General features: G+C 54.5%; 18 protein-coding genes. 8 read left to right on the top strand and 10 right to left on the bottom strand.

Going from position 1 to position 19,649, the window contains the following annotated elements; translation table 11 throughout:
- Window positions 1-73: 73 nt before the first annotated feature.
- Window positions 74-1,660 carry an IS66 family transposase gene (locus LY284_RS29005; protein WP_060734303.1) on the top strand — a complete coding sequence of 529 codons (1,587 nt, stop codon included), beginning with the start codon at window positions 74-76 and terminating at the stop codon, window positions 1,658-1,660.
- Here LY284_RS29005 and LY284_RS29000 read toward each other — a convergent pair.
- From LY284_RS29000 to LY284_RS28960, 8 genes are all read right to left on the bottom strand, one after another.
- A complete protein-coding gene (locus tag LY284_RS29000; RefSeq protein ID WP_309243219.1) occupies window positions 1,603-2,001 on the bottom strand; it encodes a phage integrase N-terminal SAM-like domain-containing protein in 399 nt (132 codons plus the stop codon). The two genes, LY284_RS29005 and LY284_RS29000, sit on opposite strands and share 58 nt — an antisense overlap.
- A 220-nt stretch (window positions 2,002-2,221) precedes the next feature.
- The gene (locus LY284_RS28995; protein ID WP_008348805.1) at window positions 2,222-5,074 is read right to left on the bottom strand and encodes a bifunctional diguanylate cyclase/phosphodiesterase; all 2,853 of its coding nucleotides are present in this window, start codon (window positions 5,072-5,074) and stop codon (window positions 2,222-2,224) included.
- A 158-nt stretch (window positions 5,075-5,232) separates the two neighbouring features.
- Window positions 5,233-5,529: a hypothetical protein gene (locus tag LY284_RS28990; RefSeq protein ID WP_008348807.1), complete on the bottom strand. Its 297-nt coding sequence runs from the start codon at window positions 5,527-5,529 to the stop codon at window positions 5,233-5,235.
- 13 nt (window positions 5,530-5,542) lie between these two features.
- Window positions 5,543-7,357 carry a methyl-accepting chemotaxis protein gene (locus LY284_RS38985; protein WP_304503017.1) on the bottom strand — a complete coding sequence of 605 codons (1,815 nt, stop codon included), beginning with the start codon at window positions 7,355-7,357 and terminating at the stop codon, window positions 5,543-5,545.
- Window positions 7,358-7,725: 368 nt separating this feature from the next.
- Window positions 7,726-9,549 (bottom strand): reverse transcriptase domain-containing protein, encoded by a 1,824-nt coding sequence (locus LY284_RS28975; protein WP_233389615.1) that lies wholly within the window; start codon window positions 9,547-9,549, stop codon window positions 7,726-7,728.
- Between the two features lie 176 nt (window positions 9,550-9,725).
- On the bottom strand, window positions 9,726-10,028 hold the full coding sequence (locus LY284_RS28970; RefSeq protein WP_008348813.1) for a Dabb family protein: 303 nt from the start codon (window positions 10,026-10,028) through the stop codon (window positions 9,726-9,728).
- A gap of 402 nt (window positions 10,029-10,430) precedes the next feature.
- Window positions 10,431-10,730: an H-NS histone family protein gene (locus tag LY284_RS28965; protein WP_008348816.1), complete on the bottom strand. Its 300-nt coding sequence runs from the start codon at window positions 10,728-10,730 to the stop codon at window positions 10,431-10,433.
- 30 nt (window positions 10,731-10,760) lie between these two features.
- A complete protein-coding gene (locus tag LY284_RS28960) occupies window positions 10,761-11,450 on the bottom strand; it encodes a hypothetical protein (protein ID WP_233389613.1) in 690 nt (229 codons plus the stop codon).
- A 347-nt stretch (window positions 11,451-11,797) separates the two neighbouring features.
- On the opposite strand from LY284_RS28960, the gene LY284_RS28955 reads away from it, so the two are divergent.
- From LY284_RS28955 to LY284_RS28940, 4 genes are all read left to right on the top strand, one after another.
- Window positions 11,798-12,433, top strand: a complete 636-nt coding sequence (locus LY284_RS28955; RefSeq protein ID WP_233389611.1) for a hypothetical protein — start codon at window positions 11,798-11,800, stop codon at window positions 12,431-12,433.
- 188 nt (window positions 12,434-12,621) lie between these two features.
- Window positions 12,622-12,933 (top strand): hypothetical protein, encoded by a 312-nt coding sequence (locus LY284_RS28950; RefSeq protein WP_083909448.1) that lies wholly within the window; start codon window positions 12,622-12,624, stop codon window positions 12,931-12,933.
- A gap of 2 nt (window positions 12,934-12,935) precedes the next feature.
- Window positions 12,936-13,460, top strand: a complete 525-nt coding sequence (locus LY284_RS28945; RefSeq protein ID WP_008348818.1) for an AlpA family transcriptional regulator — start codon at window positions 12,936-12,938, stop codon at window positions 13,458-13,460.
- Window positions 13,461-13,593: 133 nt separating this feature from the next.
- Window positions 13,594-14,148, top strand: coding sequence for a hypothetical protein (locus LY284_RS28940; protein ID WP_008348819.1), 555 nt, complete (start codon window positions 13,594-13,596; stop codon window positions 14,146-14,148).
- 847 nt (window positions 14,149-14,995) lie between these two features.
- On the opposite strand, the gene LY284_RS28935 is transcribed toward LY284_RS28940, so the two are convergent.
- Together LY284_RS28935 and LY284_RS28930 are read right to left on the bottom strand one after the other, a co-directional pair.
- Window positions 14,996-15,235, bottom strand: a complete 240-nt coding sequence (locus LY284_RS28935) for a transposase (RefSeq protein ID WP_075583636.1) — start codon at window positions 15,233-15,235, stop codon at window positions 14,996-14,998.
- A 1,349-nt stretch (window positions 15,236-16,584) separates the two neighbouring features.
- Window positions 16,585-17,445 carry an H-NS family nucleoid-associated regulatory protein gene (locus LY284_RS28930; protein ID WP_083909442.1) on the bottom strand — a complete coding sequence of 287 codons (861 nt, stop codon included), beginning with the start codon at window positions 17,443-17,445 and terminating at the stop codon, window positions 16,585-16,587.
- Between the two features lie 605 nt (window positions 17,446-18,050).
- Between LY284_RS28930 and LY284_RS28925 the strand changes: the two genes are divergently transcribed.
- From LY284_RS28925 to tnpB, 3 genes are read left to right on the top strand one after another with little or no spacing between them, the layout of a single operon-like run.
- On the top strand, window positions 18,051-18,761 hold the full coding sequence (locus tag LY284_RS28925; protein WP_085955303.1) for a DNA cytosine methyltransferase: 711 nt from the start codon (window positions 18,051-18,053) through the stop codon (window positions 18,759-18,761).
- Window positions 18,762-18,803: 42 nt separating this feature from the next.
- Window positions 18,804-19,271, top strand: a complete 468-nt coding sequence (locus LY284_RS28920; protein ID WP_083909450.1) for a transposase — start codon at window positions 18,804-18,806, stop codon at window positions 19,269-19,271.
- Window positions 19,271-19,624 (top strand): IS66 family insertion sequence element accessory protein TnpB, encoded by a 354-nt coding sequence (gene tnpB / locus LY284_RS28915; RefSeq protein WP_008348826.1) that lies wholly within the window; start codon window positions 19,271-19,273, stop codon window positions 19,622-19,624. Before LY284_RS28920 ends, tnpB begins: the two co-directional genes overlap by 1 nt.
- Window positions 19,625-19,649 lie beyond the last annotated feature (25 nt).

Genomic DNA, 19,649 nt, shown 5'->3' with positions numbered 1-19,649 from the left:
AGCGCGGCGCGCGCACAACAATTTGCGCGGTGACGTAAACCCATTTCGCAGCGCAAGCCGGTATGGTTGTGGCATGAACCGCATTTTGATCACCGCCGCAGAACTCGCTGCCCTCATCGCCGAACGCGATGCGATGCTCGCCGAGCGCGACGCGCTGCGTGGCGAACTGCGGGTCACGAAGGTCGAGCGTGATTTGCTCAAGGAACAGCTGAAGGCATTCGAGCGACGGCTGTTCGGGGCGAAGAGCGAAGCACGCAGCGAGGCCCAGCGGGACCTGTTCCTCAATGAAGCGGAAGCGCTGGCTCCGACGACCGCCACGTTACCCGCCCAGGAAGACGACACAGACAGTACGTCGGTGGCAGGCCACAAGCGCGGCAAGCCCGGGCGCAAGCCGCTGGACCCGGCATTGCCACGCAAGGTGATCCGTTACGAGCTCACTGAAGAAGAACGGGTGTGCCAGAACGACGGCAGTGTGCTCGTGGAGATCGGCGTCGAGGTCAGCGAACAGCTGGACATCATCCCGCAGCAGGTTCAGGTGATCCGTCACGAGCGCGTGAAGTACGCATGCCAGCAGTGCGACCAGGGCATGAAGGTGACGCCGGCGCGAGCACGCATCATCCCCAGGGGCCTGTTCACCGAAGCGGCGCTGGCGTGGTTCGTCGTCTCGAAGTATATCGACGGCCTGCCGCTGTACCGGATCGCTGCGCTGCTGCGCCGCTTTGGCGGCGACATCTCGCGAAACACGCTGGCTGCAAGCGTAGTGCGCCTGGGACATTCGGTACAGCCCGTCATCAACCTGATGCGTGATGTGATGCTCGACAGCGAGATCGGGTTCGGCGACGAAACCACCGTGCAGGTTCTCAAGGAGCCAGGGCGCGCACCGCAGACAAAGAGTTACGTCTGGGTCCAGATGAACGGCAGTGGTCCACCCGTGCGCCTGTTTACCTATGCGCCGGGGCGCTCCCAACAGCTTGGTGCGGACGTGTGGGCCGGCATGCGCCATGGCGCCGTGCTGATGACCGACGGGTACAAACCGTATGACACGATCGCGAAGGCTAATGCACTCGTGCATCTTGGTTGCTGGGCGCACTGCAGGAGGTATTTTGTGGAAGCCGAGGCGGCATTGCCCAAAGATGCCCGTGGCCGCCATCAGCCGTCCACCCAGTTTATCTACCTGATCGGCAAGCTCTATGCGGCCGAATCGCATGCCAACAAGAAACCGCACTGGCGAGCGCGCCTGCGCCGCCGCTATAGCCGTGCGGTGCTCACGAAGATCAGGACCCTGCTCGATGAGTACCTGGAAACAACCGCGCCCACAGGGCTGCTGGGCAAGGCCTTGAACTACACGGCGGGACAGTGGCCCAAGCTGATCCGTTACGTCGAGAATCCGGCATGGCCCGTTGACAATAATTTATGTGAGAACATGATCCGCCCGTTTGTCCTGGGGAGAAAGGCATGGCTTTTTTCGGACACCGTAGGAGGTGCAAAGGCCTCGGCAAACCTGTATTCACTCGTCCAGACCTGCGTCGCGAATCGCATCGATATCTACGCGTATCTTGTCGACCTGTTCAAGGCTCTGCCGCTCGCGAAGACCGCAGAGGATTACGAAGCTCTACTTCCTTGGAGACTGGGCAAGGTCCTTTTAGAAAAAAATCGATAGGTCAAGTTGGCGGGCAGGACGTGCTTCACTGACCGCTTACGATAAATCGGACGCATCTTCGCCATCGACGCTTCTTGAGCGAGCATCGTACCGAAGAAGAACTTCAGGCCGGTGATCGCGGCGTTCAAAGAAACTGGCGACACGCTGTGATCAACCAGAAGCAGTTGATAGTGACGCAAGTCTTCTACGGTGGCAGTGTCGGGCGAACGTCCGAGGAAGACGGTGAACGCTCGTACCACACGAAGATAATTGGCGTGCGTGGTTGGTGCGAGGCGGCGCATGCGCATGTCGTCCATCATGCGCTGACGCAACGGACTGGTAATTTGGGTGGGAGATGTCATGGCCAGGTTCCTCCTGGGTAACGAGGCGGATCGCCTCATCACTCAACATAGGAAACCGGACGGCTTTACCCTTTCCCAACCAATTACTTTGAACGGAGCACATACCGCGCGAGCGGTTTAGTCCCATGGCCGACTCCGGCCGCAATAATTTGCAAGCGGATACTCTCGGCTCAGCGCAAAAGCCAGCGGAAGCGGTGAGACAGGTCACTGCCCCTTTTTTCTATCGTGCTGCCGCGTCTATCAGTTTCTGCTCGCAGACCTTTTCTCCCTTCCGGCCTCCCAACATTTCGGCCACTTTCAGAGGAGAGGTTGGCGCGCTGAACAAAAACCCTTGTGCCGCAGTACAACCATGGCTGACCAAGAAGCTTCTGTGAACATCCTGCTCGACCCCTTCTGCGAGAACCTCGAACTTAAGCGCGTTGGCGATTCCAATGACCGCAAGGGCTAGGGCCTCAGACCCCTCGTCCATGCCCACTTCTCGCACAAAGGCCCGGTCAATCTTGATGCGGTCAACACTAAATTTTTTGAGATAGCTCAAGCTCGAATAGCCGGTGCCAAAATCGTCGATGGCGATCCTCACACCCAATGACCGGAGCTCGCAAAGCGTTTTCGCTACATCTTCAACGTTGCGCATGAGCGCTCCCTCCGTAACTTCAAGCTCAAGACTGCTGGCAGGCAAACAGGCATCATGCAACGCATTTCGCACAACATCGACGATGTTCGAACGCTCGAGCTGCCGGGGAGACACGTTCACCGAGATCCTTATTGCTCGCAGCCCTTCGTCTAACCAGCTTTTGGCTTGGTAGCACGCTGTGCGGAGAACCCATTCTCCGATGCTTTCAATCAAGCCCGTTTCTTCAGCTACAGGGATGAACACCGCCGGCGACACACTTCCCAGCTCTTCGTCATCCCAGCGCACCAGCGCTTCCGCGCCAATTACCAGTCCGGTGAGCATGTCGACCTGCGGCTGATAAACCACGCGTAATCCTTGAGCCTTCACCGCGCGGCGGAGATTGGTAGACATCCGCAAACGCTCCGCGGCAGCGATATTGAACTCAGGTCGATAGAACTGGTACCCGTTACGGCCGCTTGCTTTGGCAGAATACATCGCAGCATCTGCATTTCGGAGAAGCGTGTCGGAGTCAAGTCCGTCTTTCGGATAAGAGCTGATGCCAATGCTTGCTTCGACATAAAGTTCTCGCTCCTCTAGATCAAAAGGCTCTTCCATCGCGGCAACGATTTGCTCGAGCAATGAGACCACTTCATGCGCGCCGGAGCGCTCAATGACCATGATGAACTCGTCGCCGCCGTATCGAGCGACAAGATCCGAAGGTCGAACAAGGCCACGCAGTCTGTTTGCAACGAGTTTTAGCAGCGCATCGCCCACGCGATGCCCCAGTGAATCGTTCACTTCCTTGAATCTGTCAAGATCAAGGAAAAATAGCCACACCTGCTTACCAGTGGTTTTTGCCCGCAAGATGGCGCTTTCCAGCGACTCATCCAAACTTGTGCGATTGGGTAGACCCGTCAGCGAGTCGTACTTTGCCTGGTGCTCTAAGCGCTCCCGGTAGTCGACGAGCGCAGTCACGTCCGTCATGACGCCAACGTGGTGTGTGACACAATTGTTCTCGTCACGAACGGGCGCTACAAATACGTGGTTCCAGTAAAGTTGGCCGTCTTTTCGTTTGCTTCGCAGGGTCGTGTTCGCTTCACTTTTGGTGGCAAGTGCGTTCCGAACTACTTCCCAGTTATCTGGTTGACCATCAAGCGCGAACAACTGCTCACAATCAGCATCGAGCACATCGTTTTCGCTATATCCCGTCATTTGCTCAAAGGCTTGATTCGCGAAAATGACAATATGCCGGTCACCACGGACCTCCGAGATAATAATTCCGTTAATGCTCGCTTCTAAGGCTCGACCTTGCAATCGCAGCGCGATCTCTACCTTGCGCCGCTGAGTGATGTGTTCGTAGGCTCTAAGAACTCCGACAATCTCGCCGCTTTGGTCCTCCAGAGGTACTTTTGTCTCTGAAATCCACACTTCCTGACCGTCGGCACCGAAAGCTCGACGCTCTACGTACGCGCAAGAGAGTTCACCTGCCATCACGCGCCTATCCTCTTCCTGCGCCGCGCTCGGATCATCGCCCCATCGCAAATCGAAATCAGTGAGCCCAACAAGCTTTTGCTTGTCTGGTAACCCGGCGTCTGCTGCAAAAATCTGATTCCCACCGACGTAACGATGACCCACGTCCTTCCAGGCGATGCCTTGCGGAACGTGGTCGAGCACGAATTCGAGCGTTTGCTTCGATTGGTAAAGCTCGTTCTTTGCTAAATCCGCCGACGCCAACGCTACTCTGAGGTCCTGTGCGAACCGAGCACTGCGACGCATGACGATGAGAAGCAGTACAGCCGCAATGAAACCGCAAGCGAGAAGAACCGCCGACACCCATTTGACACTGTTAGCGGACTCAGCTATGACAAAGTCCACTGATATATCTGCCTGAACACGGGCCGCAACGACATGCTGCATCATGCTGTAGAAGCATGCGTCTATCTCGCTCAGCGAGGAGTCGCCAAGCCTGACACCATCAGGATGGTCTCGGATCACCTCGCCCAACTCGTTGCTTCGCTGAGCGTTAAGGTGCAGCATTCCCTCCAAATCAGCCAGTTGTGGCTGACACCCGATTCGACCACTACATGCGGCGCGTGCGTCCTTTAACAACGCAAGTAACTCGTCCAGATGGAACCTATAATCTTGCCTGTGATAGAACGGCTTGGTGCCAATCAGCGTATAAAGGTCTCCGTGCTCTTCCAGCATCAACTGTTGGAACCGATCGAGATCGCGTTTCAGCCGACTCGACGATTGGAGCGCAGTCATGGCGATATCTTGCTCAGCGGTCTGCTTCAGAGCAAGGAAGGTGCTTGTCCCAATTGCGGCTAGGATTGCTAACACCGATAGTGCAGAGCGAACGCCTTCCCAAAAGTTTCCTGTGGGATCGTTCAGCAAGCGCCGGAGCGCTGAGACGTAAATAGGACTAGACCGAGCGACGAACTCGGCGTTCTGAGTGGACATAAGGGCTTCCAAAAATCGAAAGGCGCTTGCGGTCCAACACTCTTCGTCTGATCAAAAAGCCTTGGACGCAGCGCCTATCACGGGCAAGTTTGTGCTTGAGCGTTGACCTTGAAGGCACCGCGATTGCACACCAGCATTGGCCCCCGCTCGTTTACCGACTATCCCTGCACGTCGCAGCCCCGCTCGAGCTTTTCGAGCAGTTCATTTACCAGTTGCAAGAGCGCTGAATGGTACTCACCAGGTAGGGTTACGTCGTCCATAAACGAGAGAACGTCTTCGACCCCTTCACGGAACTTGTGGGTGACTTCAGAGCGCTGCAACCACGTTAGTTGAGGAAGAACTGCTTCGACGAATTTCTCCAGCACCACGCTCCGTGCGCCAAGTCTGCTAAGCGATTTAGTGTTGGAGGAAACAACCATCGCCATCTCACTCAAAACCTTGTCAGCTTCGTTCATTTAATAGTTTGACTCAGAATGATTGCCATGCATCCGCATCTGCTGCCGCCGCAACTCGCTCGCTTCGATGAATGAAATTTGTTGCGGACGGACTTTGACCTTTAGCTGTAGCGGAAATTTTTTTCAAATGTACTGAACGGACCGCGCTTCGCGCAGGCATCGGCACAGATGCCGGACGCGCGGAATCGGCCACTTTGAAGATCGCTACCGCGTCTTGCAGGTCGCGGGCTTGTTGAGCCATCGCCTGCGTGGCAGCGGCGGCCTCTTCTACCAAGGCAGCATTCTGTTGAGTCACTTCATCCATCTGACTGACAGCAGTGTTGACTTGCTCGATTCCAGTGCTCTGTTCTTCGGATGCCGAGGAGATCTCGCCTACGATATCCATCACGCGCTTCACCGAATCTACGATTTCGTGCATCGTGCTTCCGGCTTCCTGAACAAGTTCGGACCCGGTTTGCACGCGACTGACCGATTCACTGATGAGATCTTTGATCTCACGCGCGGCGGAGGCGCTTCGTTGAGCGAGCGTTCGAACCTCTCCCGCGACGACTGCGAAACCGCGGCCCTGCTCGCCAGCACGAGCGGCCTCAACTGCAGCGTTCAGTGCAAGTATGTTGGTCTGAAATGCGATGCCCTCGATCACACTGATAATTTCAGCCATTTTGGCCGAACTGCTTGAGATTCCTTGCATCGTGTCAACCACGCGTCCCACAACCTCGCCTCCACGCTCAGCGATTGCCGTAGCAGTCCCTGCAAGGGTCGATGCTTGCTTCGCGTTGTCCGCATTGTGGCGAACGGTGCTCGTTAACTCTTCCATACTCGACGCAGTCTCTTCGAGCGAGGCTGCCTGCTCTTCGGTCCGCTGCGACAAATCTGTATTCCCTTGCGCCAGTTGACCTGCTGCGACCGAGATGGATTCACTGGACGTCTGAATACCGCGAACAATTATCGTCAGTTGCTCTTTCATAGCGCTGAGGGAATACATCAGACTGCTCTGATCCCCACCTTTGAGGCTTACCGCGGTACCCAGCTCACCAATCGCTATAGCATGCGCAATCCTCGCAGCATCGGTGGGTTCACCTCCAAGCTGCGCTCCCAGCCCGCGTGCGATGACTGAGGCTACAATCATTGCGACCATGGTTGCCGCCAAAATCAACAAAATGGACATGACAATGGATCTAGAGTAGGACGCCTCCGCCGCGATCCCAACTGCCGTCGCTCCCGAGGTGTTAAGAGCGACGATAGATGCAATGTTTTTATCTAATTCATCGCGAAGCGTCACTTGACTCCGTACCAAGGTCATCGCTTCAGCGGACTTACCGCCTCTGGCCATCGCGCGCACGTCTCGGTCGGTCGCCAAATATTTCGACATGAGCGCCTGCAAGTCGGCGTACTGGGCCTTCTCGTCAACAGTCGACATCAACTTCTCATATTCGACGCGTGCCTTGTCATAGTTTGCAATACCGATGTCAATCCGTCGGTCGCCCTCTGCGACCTCATCTGGTGTTTGAGCCGTGACAATCCGAAACTCACCAAGACGGATGTCGCGCATTCCGGCTTGAATCTGCAGAGTACTGCGCACTGCAGGCAGCCATCTATCCCGCATCTGAGCAACGTGATCATTCTCAGCATGGACCTCTATAAGACTAAAGACCCCAAGACTGACGAGCATGGCGATAACTATTGAGAACCCAAACATCAGTTGGGTCCAAACTCTCATCTTTTGCAGAAATTTCATGGTCAACACTCTTATTGTTTTCTTGATGCCTTGGCTTAGAACATCACGCGCAACGCTTCGAGTCGATCCGCTCGGTGCGTCGAGAAGCATGACTGTTTGCACAAGGGCTAAGCCTCACGCGGCTAATACTTCTTAACGGCTTAGCACGGCGCTACTGTACTCTTAATGCGACAACGCACTGTTGCGAGGTGGACAATAACTCTTGCGCGACGATTTCTGATTTGACAAGTCGCCGTCACATTAATGTGAGTTAAAGATAGAGATTATTGAAAAGCAGTAATGTCGTATTAGACCGTACTATCGCTTAACGCCTTTATGGGCATCGCGCGATGCGATAGCAGCGCAGAAAACGCTGTAAGAAATAAAGGGCGGCTCGAACGATCACCAGAGATTTGCTGGGCTCTAATCGACGTTTTTGGATGCAATCAAGCAAGTCGCTCGAGTGATAACGTCCAGTACTATGCATCACCTTGGATTTGATTATGCACGAACTGCTGCAGGACTTCGAACACTCCTTGGAATCCATCCAGTGAAGGCGACTGAAATGGTGCTACTGCCTGTTCAACATAGTCCGCGAACTGCTTTTTACTCAAGACGACGGGCTTCCCGCGCAATGAGCCGATTCCTGACACGTTCGAGTCGACTATGAGCGTCGCTTTCGAGTATCGACAGAAAACGTCTTCATGGCGCACATGATTTCCGTCCTGTTCAAACTCTTCTCGCGCAAACAACCTTCTTCCTTGAGTGTCTTTCTGAAAAAGGAACTCATCGTGGTACAGATGTTCGATGCATATCTGTGTCCGATCAACCCTGTGCGCCGGCACAGGCAGACAGAAAGAATAAACGTTGTTCCCATGATGCTTCAGCTTTCCTGGCTTACTTTCCGCCTTCTTCGCGAAGTCGCTGTCGCGGTCGAACAGGAAAATCTGGGTCTGGTGTCGGAATTCTTCTCGTTTCGCATCGCTCAGACAGGTCTGCCATAGCTTTCCTTCTCCGGTCGCACGGTCAGTATGGTCAGCCCAATCGATGTTTAAATCGGTGAACAGGCCGTCCGCTTTGAACTGATGCAGGGCATGGCGCAGATGCATGGCGTCAGTCACGCCTTCCGTGTAGACCATCAGACGAGGTGACTCCGCCTGTTGCTGCTCGGCTTGACTCAGTTTGAAATTGTCATCAAGCAATGACAGTTTCCTTGCCAGGGTCAAATACGTAGTGTCTTCGGCGCCCTTTACAGAACGAACAAAGCCGAGCTTTCCACGTATGACCTCACGAAAGTCTGGAGGGTCAGGCCTCCAGCCCGGACGATTGCGATGGTACTCGTTCGAGAAGAACCAAGCCGCAGCATGCGGCTCGCCATGCTTGCTCCACACGTGCAAGACACTGCGGAGACCGCGGATGTATTCCCGACTCACATTGAGCTTCTCGTTAACTGTGATACCTGTGACTTGCTGCCGGCCACTTCGATCGAAGATCCGCGTCTTGATGTCGTTGACTGAAAAGCCTTGCTTTTCAATGATTGCTCGGAGACCGTCACCCACGTGAGCTTGGACGGATACGCCTTCCGGCGCCGCAGGCACACAAATCTGAGGGCTGAGACGCTTTAGATTGGTCGAGAAAATAAGGTCGTCGGCGTATCGCGTGTAGAAACAGCGATGCTCCTTTGCCATCTGTTTGAGCTCCAAATCTAAACTTCGGCAAATGAAGTTCGAGATGATGGGCGACGTAGGCGCACCTTGCGGCAGTTCGTTCTGGTCCGTAGCAATCTGGGCAAGCAGAGTCGCGACTTCGTCATTGAAGTGAAATGGGTGGCCCTTGAACACTCCATGCGTTCGTCCGAAGTTGATCGACGGGAAAAAATCTTTGAGATCGATGCGGGCCACCCATCTCTGCGCTAAATGCACTTGAGCATTCTGGATGATGCTTTTGCCTTTCACATATCCATAGACGTGCTGTCGCGGCCGATACAGATTCGACAACTCCCCCGCAATCACTTTCTGAATCTTCTTAAGTGGCGCGATTGGGATGCGTAGCGTCCGCGGTGAGCCATTCCGCTTCTTGATGACTTCGGTCTTATAACGCTCCGCAGACGTGAGCTTGTAGAGAAGGAAGTTCAGCTTGCTCTCAGAAAGACCAAGGAACGCGCAGAGGTCCTGCTTGGAGCCAACTTCGAGGAACGAGCCGAAGAGCGTCGTTTGATTTGTGGTGCCCATCCGGTTCAACCTACCGATCGTTGCCGACAATCCCGCTACTCGGCGATCCGGCTGCTCGGTCTCTCGGCTCACTTTTGGAGCTCAATCGGAGCAGTCTTGGGATAAAGTTCAAGAACCGTGACGAATGCATCACAGAAAAACAACCGAACGGGCGCCGTATTGTATCGAAAATACTCGTGGAGTGACAATCGAATTCAAGTCGTCAGCTTCCCGATAACACGGCGCGATTCTTCGATAAGGCGAAGCTTTTAAGCTTCGTAGTCGAGAACTTGTCGATCTTCACGAATCGGAGCAGCAAAGTCCGCAAGCGCTTGATGCTTGGGGTGCGCAAGATAGGATTCCAAGGCAGCTACGTCATCGAAGTCAGAGACCAACACCACGTCGTAGGTGCAATTAAAACCAGGCTTTGCGGTTCCGACTTCGAAGAGCCCCTGCCCGTTGACGATGCTGCGGCAGGTTTCGAGCTTCGCTTTGAATCGCTCAGCATTCTCAGCGCGCGTCGCGCCCTCGGCAAACTCTTTCAGCTTCCACATGACGATGTGACGTAGCACGACAGCTCCTTAGGTCGATAGGAGCGGCAAGGATAGCAAACATCATCTTGTGACTTGATTGAGAAAGCGTTGCAGAAATCAGCCTTTAAACCCTTTTCACCTTGAGGGAATTATCTAAAAGTTGTCGCATCGTTTGGATGTCTGGCGCGAAGATTAAGGCAAGGGTCGACTGATGCACCCCCCGCCCACAAAGGGTTACGGGCGTCTGCTCCGCAATCCAGACATCATTGAGCCGGCCTGTTGCGTCAGAGTCTCGCCAAGAATTTCGGCGTGGGCGCACGTTCTTGTTCGTAATTTCCGAACGACCTGTTCGGGAATCACAATCAACGACTGAGCACTTCGGTCGTGCTCTTGGCTTTGTTACGTTCCAAGCGAACTGTTGCCGGCAGCGAGTAGCGACTTCTAGCGCTTCTCCACCCGGAATATGTCCCGGTCTTTGCCTGCAATCCAATGAGGCGCGCGTCCCCTACCGCTCCACGTTGCGCCGCAGAGTGGGTCTCGATATTGAGCCACGGCCCCCACAGGCTGACTATCCGCTTTTCGCCCCATCAGCTCATTTAAGCTGATGCCGTACTCACGCATTTTTTGAACAATTTCGCGCAATACATGTCGAGTTTCGAGCTCTTTGGCCTCAATCAGCTGTTGTTCGACTTGTTGTTGTCGGGTAAGAAGTTCAGCGATTTCAGGACTTTGATATGGCATGGTATTGGAGCCTTTTCTTGCGATTGCGGGCTACTGGCTGATAACAGAAGCGCCACTTGTTGTCACTGGAAAAGTCGATGAAGACTTACTGCGATGCGAATGCGTCCGAGTTCGACTATCTCGTTCTTGTAATTCGGCGATGATTGCCTGCAAATCCCGGCTCAGATCTGCATCCTTCGCGCCGGGGCGCCAAGCGACGCACGCGTGCTTCCGTCGCGTCTCTCTGGCCAACTCCAAGGCGTCCCGTGCAGCCGTAGCGCTTTCGAATTCGACCTCTTCGCATAGCGATATTGGTGACGCGTAGGTAGAGAACGGGCTCAGGTCCTCGCGGGCGGCATGGATTCGCGCAGGAAAATCTCGAAGATGAGAAACCACTTTGTGGCTCAGGCTAGACCATTGCACACGCTCCGGGAACACGAACTCTGGCAACATAACCGTGTGCGTCGGCTGCAGCGTTCCAGCACGCTCCGCTTCAGCTTTCGCCCAGTTAGCGCGATGCATAGTGGCGCGACACAGGCGTCCGTAGCCCTCGAGTGCAACGGCAACATCCAGGGCCGCATCTCGACGCTTGCGCTTCGCGTCAACTCGGTTCTTCAATCCCTGCATCAGCAATACGACCACCGAACTGATTGCACTTGATGTTCCGACTATCGCAAGCCAATTGGGCCAATTTGCATCTTTCAGTAGAACCGCTACGTTTTGCAACTGGCCTTGCCACATGGAGTGTGTCCTACAAGCTTTAACAGTTTGATTATAAGGACTCTAGCGTATCGCAGAAGCTAAAAGGCTCTTCGAAACTACGGCTGTATTCATTGCGCCACAAGCGCCAACGATCGTGGGGCTCAAGCTGCGACGCCGCAAATAGCAGGCTTGATCAGCGACTAAAGCTTTTCTCGACGCTGCCGATAGCTCGACCAAGACTTGCTGACAACAGCGCTATGCGAACAGTCATAAAAAACGGTGTTGTACATACGACTCTATCCCCAATCGCACGAGACGGCCTCGCCACCATCATCCGCTCACTCAGTCGTCACGCGAAGGTGCCAAAGATTGGGGCTTGGCAGGACATGACCAGTGATGCGCTTTGGGCACGCCTTGTGTCACAGGTATGCGTGATGGGTTCTGCACGCGGGATGGAATCGCTTCAGGAAAACCCTAAAAGCCTCGCCGCCTTTCAGGCTGACACGTCACTTAGAGCGGTCGAGAGACATAAGTACGAGGTCGACTCCCTTGAGTACGTTCTACGCAGTTATGGTGCAACGCGCTTTCCCGCTAAGGCTGCAAGCACACTACTCGCGCTGCGAAGCAATAAGCAAGTAGTACGCGGACGGCGCGTCGTCTTGTTGGATGGTATCGACGCATTCTACGGAGCGCAGGACATCAGGAATGAACTCATGCGTCGCTGTACCTTGTTCGGGATGAAGAGTGCGTCTGATTTCATGATTGAATGCGGCTTAGCGGATGATGTCGTTGCGCTAGATACTCGGCTCGTGAGTGTTTTCAGCAAGCACTTTGGCTACAACCTTAAGGCTTCGCAGTTGCAGTCAAATCCGCAAGCCTATCGCTCCGTCGAAGAAGCGTTAGAACGGTTCTGCAAGCGAGAGTGCGTCACGCTCGCCGAGCTTGATCGACTGCTGTTCAAGTTCAGCAGCATCAGCGTTATTGCGCATCTGCTTACGAGCACGCGATCCACGAAACGGTGATGCGACCCCGGGCGACTGCCAACAGCGAAGGTCAACATCGCAATTAGGTAATTATTACCCATCTATCGCATATCAACCGAAGATTTTCAGCAAAAACCCGTAATATTTAGGTGATTAACCGGTGCTACACAAACTCTGAACTGGCGCCTTGCAGATGCACACCTTGGGTTGTCACTTGACAACTGAGTCTGCTATACGAAACTGCAAACGTTGATGAACAACAGCATCCCAAAAAAGAGATTGAGGAAGCCCTAGACTACGTTACGGAAAATGGTTGGCGCGTCGAACCGGCAAAGGGAAATGGCCATGCTTGGGGTCGCATCTACTGCCCTTTCAATGACAAAGAGTGTCGGTGTGGAGAGTTCTGCATCACAAGCGTATGGTGCACGCCTCGCAGCGCTGGAAATCATGCGAACCTACTCAAACGAGTAGTCGACAACTGTACATCTCATCGAAAAAATGACGCCAGTAGTGGCGACGACTCAGAGAAGCTGGAGTAACCATGGAATACGTGTTCACACTCAAATACCAGCTGGCGCCAGACGATTGCGACCACGAGCAGCTCGTGGAGCGTCTGGCCGAGGCCGGTTGCGACGATGCGACCATTGGCATTGGACAGCCCGGACGTATTGCGCTCGCGTTTTCGAGAGAAGAGACTAATGCATGGGGCGCGATTCTCTCGGCGCTTCAGAACGTCAAGCAGGCGATTCCCTCTGCCCGACTGGTCGAAGCTGCGCCAGACTTTGTAGGCCTCACAGATGTTGCAGACGTGGCAGGAATGTCGCGTCAAAATATGCGAAAGCTGATGCTCGCAAACCCAACAAATTTTCCAGCACCGGTGCACGAAGGAAACCCGTCCGTATGGCATCTGTCTGACATCCTCGGATGGCTGAATAACCGAGGCGATTACCGCATCGACGGCGACTTGTTGGAGGTTGCGAAGTCCGCTAAGCAAGTGAACTTGGCGAAGGAAGCTCGTGAAATCGAACCGCAGGTCACCCAAGAGCTAGAAGCGCTTGTCGCTTGACCCCAAAAGGCGTTTTGGCTTATTCATGAGGCGGAGATTGCGATCTCCGCCTTTTTATTTTCTGCGTCCAAGGTAGCGGACTGTACAAAACCTGAAGGGGTGTCGGTTACACACCTATCTTGCCTTCTCTGTCATGAACTTCCTAGATTCGGCGTTCTCCCAACTCGCCTTTGCCGCCAAGCTTCTCGAATATGTCGAGCAGGGAAAGCTTCTTCTTGACGACCTTGACCAGCCTCTGACGATCGTAGATGGATCAAGCATCTGGGTTCTGCCTGACCGGCTCTTCCATTCGGACAATGACCTACACATTGCCTGCGCCAACCAACTGTCGGTCGCCTTTGGTGCTGCTGCGATTACGCTTAACCGATGCAGGGAGGAATTCGAAGCAGCACGTAATATCCAGTTGCTCGCGCGGAATGGAAACCCACCAACAACCGAAGATGAGCACTTCGCAGAACTCGTCTACCAAATTAGAAACGCTTTTGCGCACGACATTTCGGAACCACGCTGGGAGATTCGGGGCGACGGTCGTCGGCGCCCGTATCTCGTCGACCGCTTTGAAAACGGCGCACGCATAACCGCTGATCTAACGAACTTGCACGGGCAGCCGTTCGAATATGCCCAAATCGATGGCATTGAGACATTACACCGTCTGCGTGAATTCGGGCAACAGCGCTATTGGGGATGACTACTTTGACGCGCGAGACTCCCACGCGGCCTCGCGTAACCAAATTTCGAGGTTTAGTTGCTACCTAGCGTGAGCGCCTAGGCAACGCATCTAGACAGCCTGTCGTCATTGGACCCTTGAGCTTGCCAAACTGACGCGTTGTGATAGCGTGTCGACTACCCAAATTCGCCTTCCGAATCGTCTGATTCCTGTGAGCTACCCATGCCTCTTACCGTTGCCCAAGCTAACCACGTTGCGAAGGTTTTCCCGGAGTGCCGTGCTGAGATGATTGAGTTCCTTGAGACAGGTGCGGAAGTCGTGATTTACAAGCAGGACGAATGCGGCAACGATGTCCTGCCCTATGCAATAGCGGTTGCGGGTACCGCTTTCTGGGTTGATTGCTGCGCGACACCTGGAGAGGCGACAGCGCTGGCTTCCTCCCTCGGGCTTAAGGTCGTAGATGTATGCCGTTAACTCCTTCTCTGCGCGCTTTTCGGTACCAACCTTTAGCCAAGGGTCGGCGCACAATTATGCGGAAGTAATTGCGAGCTGTCGTTGGCGCGACGGGTGAGCAATCGCGCTAACCCATCTCTTAGCTTCCTGTTCGGATCACGCGCGTTAAGCATGCGCCATGCGGATCGAGCTCATGATCGCAGCACCACGCTTCCTCGCCATCAATGACCTCACGAATACCAGTCGACCCTGCCTATTGCGCATGACCGTAACTGATTTGACCTAGTTGTTATACTTAGACTACAGCCTGAAGCGCTGGCAAATGCTGACGCTTTTTGGCGACGACAGGCCGTACTTATCGCTTGGCTCGGCTATGTCGAAGCAGGTGACAGACATCGGAATCCAGAATTGCGGCCTAGCGCTCGATGTCATAGAGCTCGGTGAAGAACGGTAGCGCTTGCTCAGCGAGCTCGCTGCTGTGATTGCGTGCAGTTTGAAGAAACTTGCGCCCCACGCGAGCCGCATAGCTGAGTTCGGTGACGCTCTGAAGGAATAACACCTCATAGCCGTGGTAAAGACCACGCATCAGCTTGCCGTTCTCACCCTCTAGAATGATTGAGCACGCTCTTCCGCTCCGCTGCCGGCGAGGTCGCAAAAGTTGGCTAGCCGCTTACCCCCTAGCAGTTTTCGCGGACATTGAGCTCGACAGCCTTACCATATCTCCTAGGTACAAAGGGCGGCCATGACCACGACGTGTCCGACCAGGACCGCAAACTGCCTGTGATTACGCCGATGCCAGTTCACGACGATCGACCCATACGGATAGATAGATGCCTGCACATGTGTCGCGTTGAAACGCTCACGCATTGCATCTCAACACGCCGTGCTACCGCGGCGTCTTGAGGGCTGTGCGTGAAGCTCGACTGCTCCTCGCTGCTAGCTCGAAGGCGTGGCAACTGGCTCTGATTGCCGGAGGTACATGCGCGTCACCGAACGCAAAGCGTTCCCTCGACTTCCGACATTGACGAGCAATCCAGACTAGCGCAGCGGACCTTACTGTCAACTCTCCAGAGACTACTTGCCCGTCACGATAGCACTCGGAGTTAGACCAAAAATTTTCATTTGCGCAAGTTACGGTTTTTGGTAAGCCTAGCTTTCCTTCAGCAACCAACTCATCTTTTAGGTGGAAATAGGCTCACCTACGTAAAACGAAGGAAGGTACGTTAAAAACTGGATAGAGATGGGACCTTGAGTTGAAGGGCAAGACTCCCCCTAAGCGACCCGAAGGTAGCTAGAAAGAGTATTGCCCGGGGATAAAAACTGGACAGCGGAGCCGACCCATCACCTTAGGCACCACGGCCGGGTGCATTGCCGTGATTTGACTAGACTCTTCCCTCGCATGCACGCTCGGCTGCATAATGCGATATTCAGATATCGATGTCCGTCTCGGATCACCTCCTTTCAATTCTTCGGACAGAATTCGACAGACCGTTTCTGGTCAAGTACTTTTCGCTGCACACAAGGATATCTCCCCTGTCAGAGCGCGAACGCAGACCCCTTGATGTTTTCTTTGACGGTTTGACGAGAGGGCGTCTCAAATTAAAAGGACACGTCAGATCGAATGTCTTGGCAAATCTCCTCGCGCACTTGACTAGCTGGGAGTATTTCGATCTGAATGATCTCATCGAGGACTTCAGAAAAATACGGCACTGACGCCGAAAGAGAGCTGTGGGCTGTACATCGGACGCTCTGATCGAGCAAATTGCCGGTGAACTGGATGTACTCCAGCAACGGTTAGCGCCCGAGTATCGGGAGCTTAGCCGTGTTTGGATGCAGCTATTAAACCAGAAAGAGAATAGTTCCTGACCATGCGCGATCAGGAGCTATTCTTTTCCGTCAGACCTGCTGGTGTAGAACCAACTTTCCCCAAATACGAATTCACTGAGTCAGCTAGTCAACTTTCTAATCGAGTTGATCTGCAGGTGCTGTTGTTGTCCAATAGCGTTAGGAGGTGATGTTCTCAACAGTCGAGCCGCTGGCCTGAGGAGCTACGTCTACCGTCGGAGGTGTACTAGCCGACGTCTTTTTTGCCACCGCGTTCTTCGAAGCGGCTTTCTTAGAGGCTGACTTCTTGGCCGGAGCTTTAGCCGTCACTGTTTTCGCGGCAGATTTCTTTGTCGCCGTCTTTCCAGCCGCTGTTTTCTTTGCGGCCGTTTTCGCAGCTGTTTTACTCGCAGATGTGCTCTTCACCGCTGACGGTGCTTTCTTTGCAGCGACCTTCTTCGTTGCAATTTTCTTCGCCGAGACACTCCTTGTTGTCGACCCTGGGTGCTTATCCGACTTCTGTTGTGAGGCGGGTTGACCAGGAGCGTCAATCAAAAACGCAGTACGATCCTTTGCGGAGGCAAGCCAGCTTGGAGCTTTTCCGCGACCGCTCCATTCGGCGCCTGAGGCCGGATCGCGATATTTTGACGGTTGCGGTCCGCGCGGGTAATTACCCGCTCTGACTGCCTTTTTGGCTGGAGCCACCGCCGATGAATCGCCATCAAAGAGAAATTTATCGCGATTCTTGGCGTTTGCAATCCACCCAGGAGCGCGACCATGTCCGCTCCACGTCGCACCACTTTTAGGGTCGCGGTAGCGCGCGACCGAGCCCTTGCGAGTCGCGTCGCTTGGTGAGACCGACGAGTGCGCCTGGTCCGTAGTTACACGTTTGTAGGAGGCAAGATCCTCCATCGTAATTTCGTGATCATCCATTAGAGCGTGAATCTTCGCGATGATGCTCGCGGATTCTTTCTGCGCAATGACTTTTGCCTGTGCTTGCAGATGCGCAATCTTGTTCTTCAAACTCTTGAGAGTAACCATAATCTTTCCCCATAGTGGTTGTGAACGCACTATGCCACACATGCATGTGCAGACGCGACTAGATTATCGAATTCCACACCTTTACACCGGCCGCTTCCGTCGTTTGCTCCTGTCAAGTATGCAGAAAAGCGGTTGGTTTCAAGTCAGGCGGAAGTCTGCACCCGCCAGAAACGGGAATACAGCCGCTTCGAAAAGGTGTCCCCACCTAACTATTGGTAAAGAAGAACCGAAGAGATTCGCTAAGTTTCAGCACCCCGCCAGCAAACTAACTGCCTGTCACTCCGATCGTAACCGGCCTATCTGGATCGGCTCGGTGTCACGCCTCCAACGTAGACCAAACTGCAGCCTAGAACAGTTCCTCTCGGTGGTGTCCAAGCGCGCCGCCCATACCCAGCAAAACCCGACCCGAACGAACTAGCTTTTTTGACGACGGCACCAGGTTTCGCCGTTCGCGCACCTGTTCGCAGCCTTTGTTTTGCCTGCAACCAATCTTCGACTTCCCTGACCGACAAGCCAACAACGTGCAATTTCTTAAAAAATTTACACGACGTACGAATAAATGCTGATCGCTTGACTGAGCACCTTTCTTTGCTTTTGGAGCGACGGTGCATTTAGTCGAATCAGAGGAACAACTCAACACGATTGAGCTGTTCGCAGGTGTTGGCGGCTTCAGACTTGGTCTTGAAGGTGTTCACGGAAAGCCTTTCCAGGTCACCGTGAGCAATCAGTTTGACCCTAGCCGAAATGTGCAGCACGCAAGCAACATCTACCGGACTCGGTGGGGAGGCGACGGGCATCTCAAGCAGGACATCGCCGCCGTCTTGAATTCCAAGGCCGGCCAAGAAGTCATCCGACTGGCCCGTCCCGACGTGATTGTCGGCGGTTTTCCGTGTCAGGACTACTCTGTCGTCAAACCACCTTTGCAGGCGCAGGGCGTCGTTGGCAAGAAAGGCGTGCTCTGGTGGTCGATTGCGGAACTGCTTAGACAACGGTTGTCTGATGGTGAGCCAGTCAAGTACCTCATTTTAGAAAGTGTCGAGCGTCTAATATCTTCGCCAGCGATGTGCTGCGGGCGCGATTTCGCCATGGTCCTTTCAACGCTCTATCAGTTGGGCTATGCAGCAGATTGGCGCGTCGTCAATGCAGCAGACTATGGATTTCCCCCGCGGCGGCGTCGCACGTTCGTCGTCGGGTACCACGAAAGCACTGGTGTGCATCGACGTGCAAAGGAGGAACTCAGTGATGGGTCATCGGTCTGGTTCGACCGCTCAATCGTAAGCGCTAAAACGAGCACACCTTTCTTCGAGGGGCGTTAAGAGCGACGATTGCGTCCGCAACCCACATTGCGGACGCAGACCATGAGCGACGATGAGTTTGACTTTCTGCCACTCCGAGTCATCCGAGAATGCTCCAACGGCAAACGAAGGTACGACCCTGAAGGCAAGCGCCGACTGATTCAGGCGTGCTTGCGACCGGGGGCGTCAATTGCCGGACTCGCACTCAGGGCACAGGTAAACGCAAACCAGCTTCACAAGTGGATAAGGCTACATGAGAAGGCCAACTCTGCTCGTGCAGCACGAAACACGGTTGAGCCGTCAGCGGCGGCCTTCATCCCGGTCCTTGCTATCGAACCGAGCTCTACGCAGCCCGCCCTCGAGCTCGCGAAGTTGCCGGCGTCATCGAGTCCCACGCAACCTGCGACTGCGTCGCGACCAACGGCGCGCCTGTCAGCGCACCTCCCGAACGGGGTAACAGTCGAACTTGAGTGCTCACGGCACGATGCGCCGCTCGTCACGGCCTTGATCGCCGCGCTGGGAGAGCGTTGATGTTCCGCCTTGATTCCGACCTCCGCGTTTATTTGCATCGCGAACCGATTGACTTTAGGGCGGGAATCAACAGCCTCACGGCGTTGGTTGAGCAGTCGATGCAGCTCGACCCCTTCGCTCGCGCCGTGTTCGCGTTCCATAATCGCAAGCGCAACCGCGTCAAGCTCTTGTTGTACGAGCGTTCGGGCTTCTGGCTGATGTTGAAACGCCTCGAGGCAGACCATTTCGTGTGGCCATCCCGGAAGCAGCCTGTGATCGAGTTGACGACCGAGCAGCTGCATTGGCTTTTAGACGGCATCGACATCGACGCTGTCCGACGTCATCCGGCCCGGCAGTACCATCATACGAGCTGATGCGGCGCGCCTCGTGCAAGCGACG

Origin of the sequence: Caballeronia sp. PC1, from assembly GCF_021353155.1 — a bacterium.
Classification (GTDB): Bacteria; Pseudomonadota; Gammaproteobacteria; order Burkholderiales; family Burkholderiaceae; genus Caballeronia; species Caballeronia cordobensis.
This window is presented reverse-complemented; position numbering and strand designations above follow the sequence as displayed.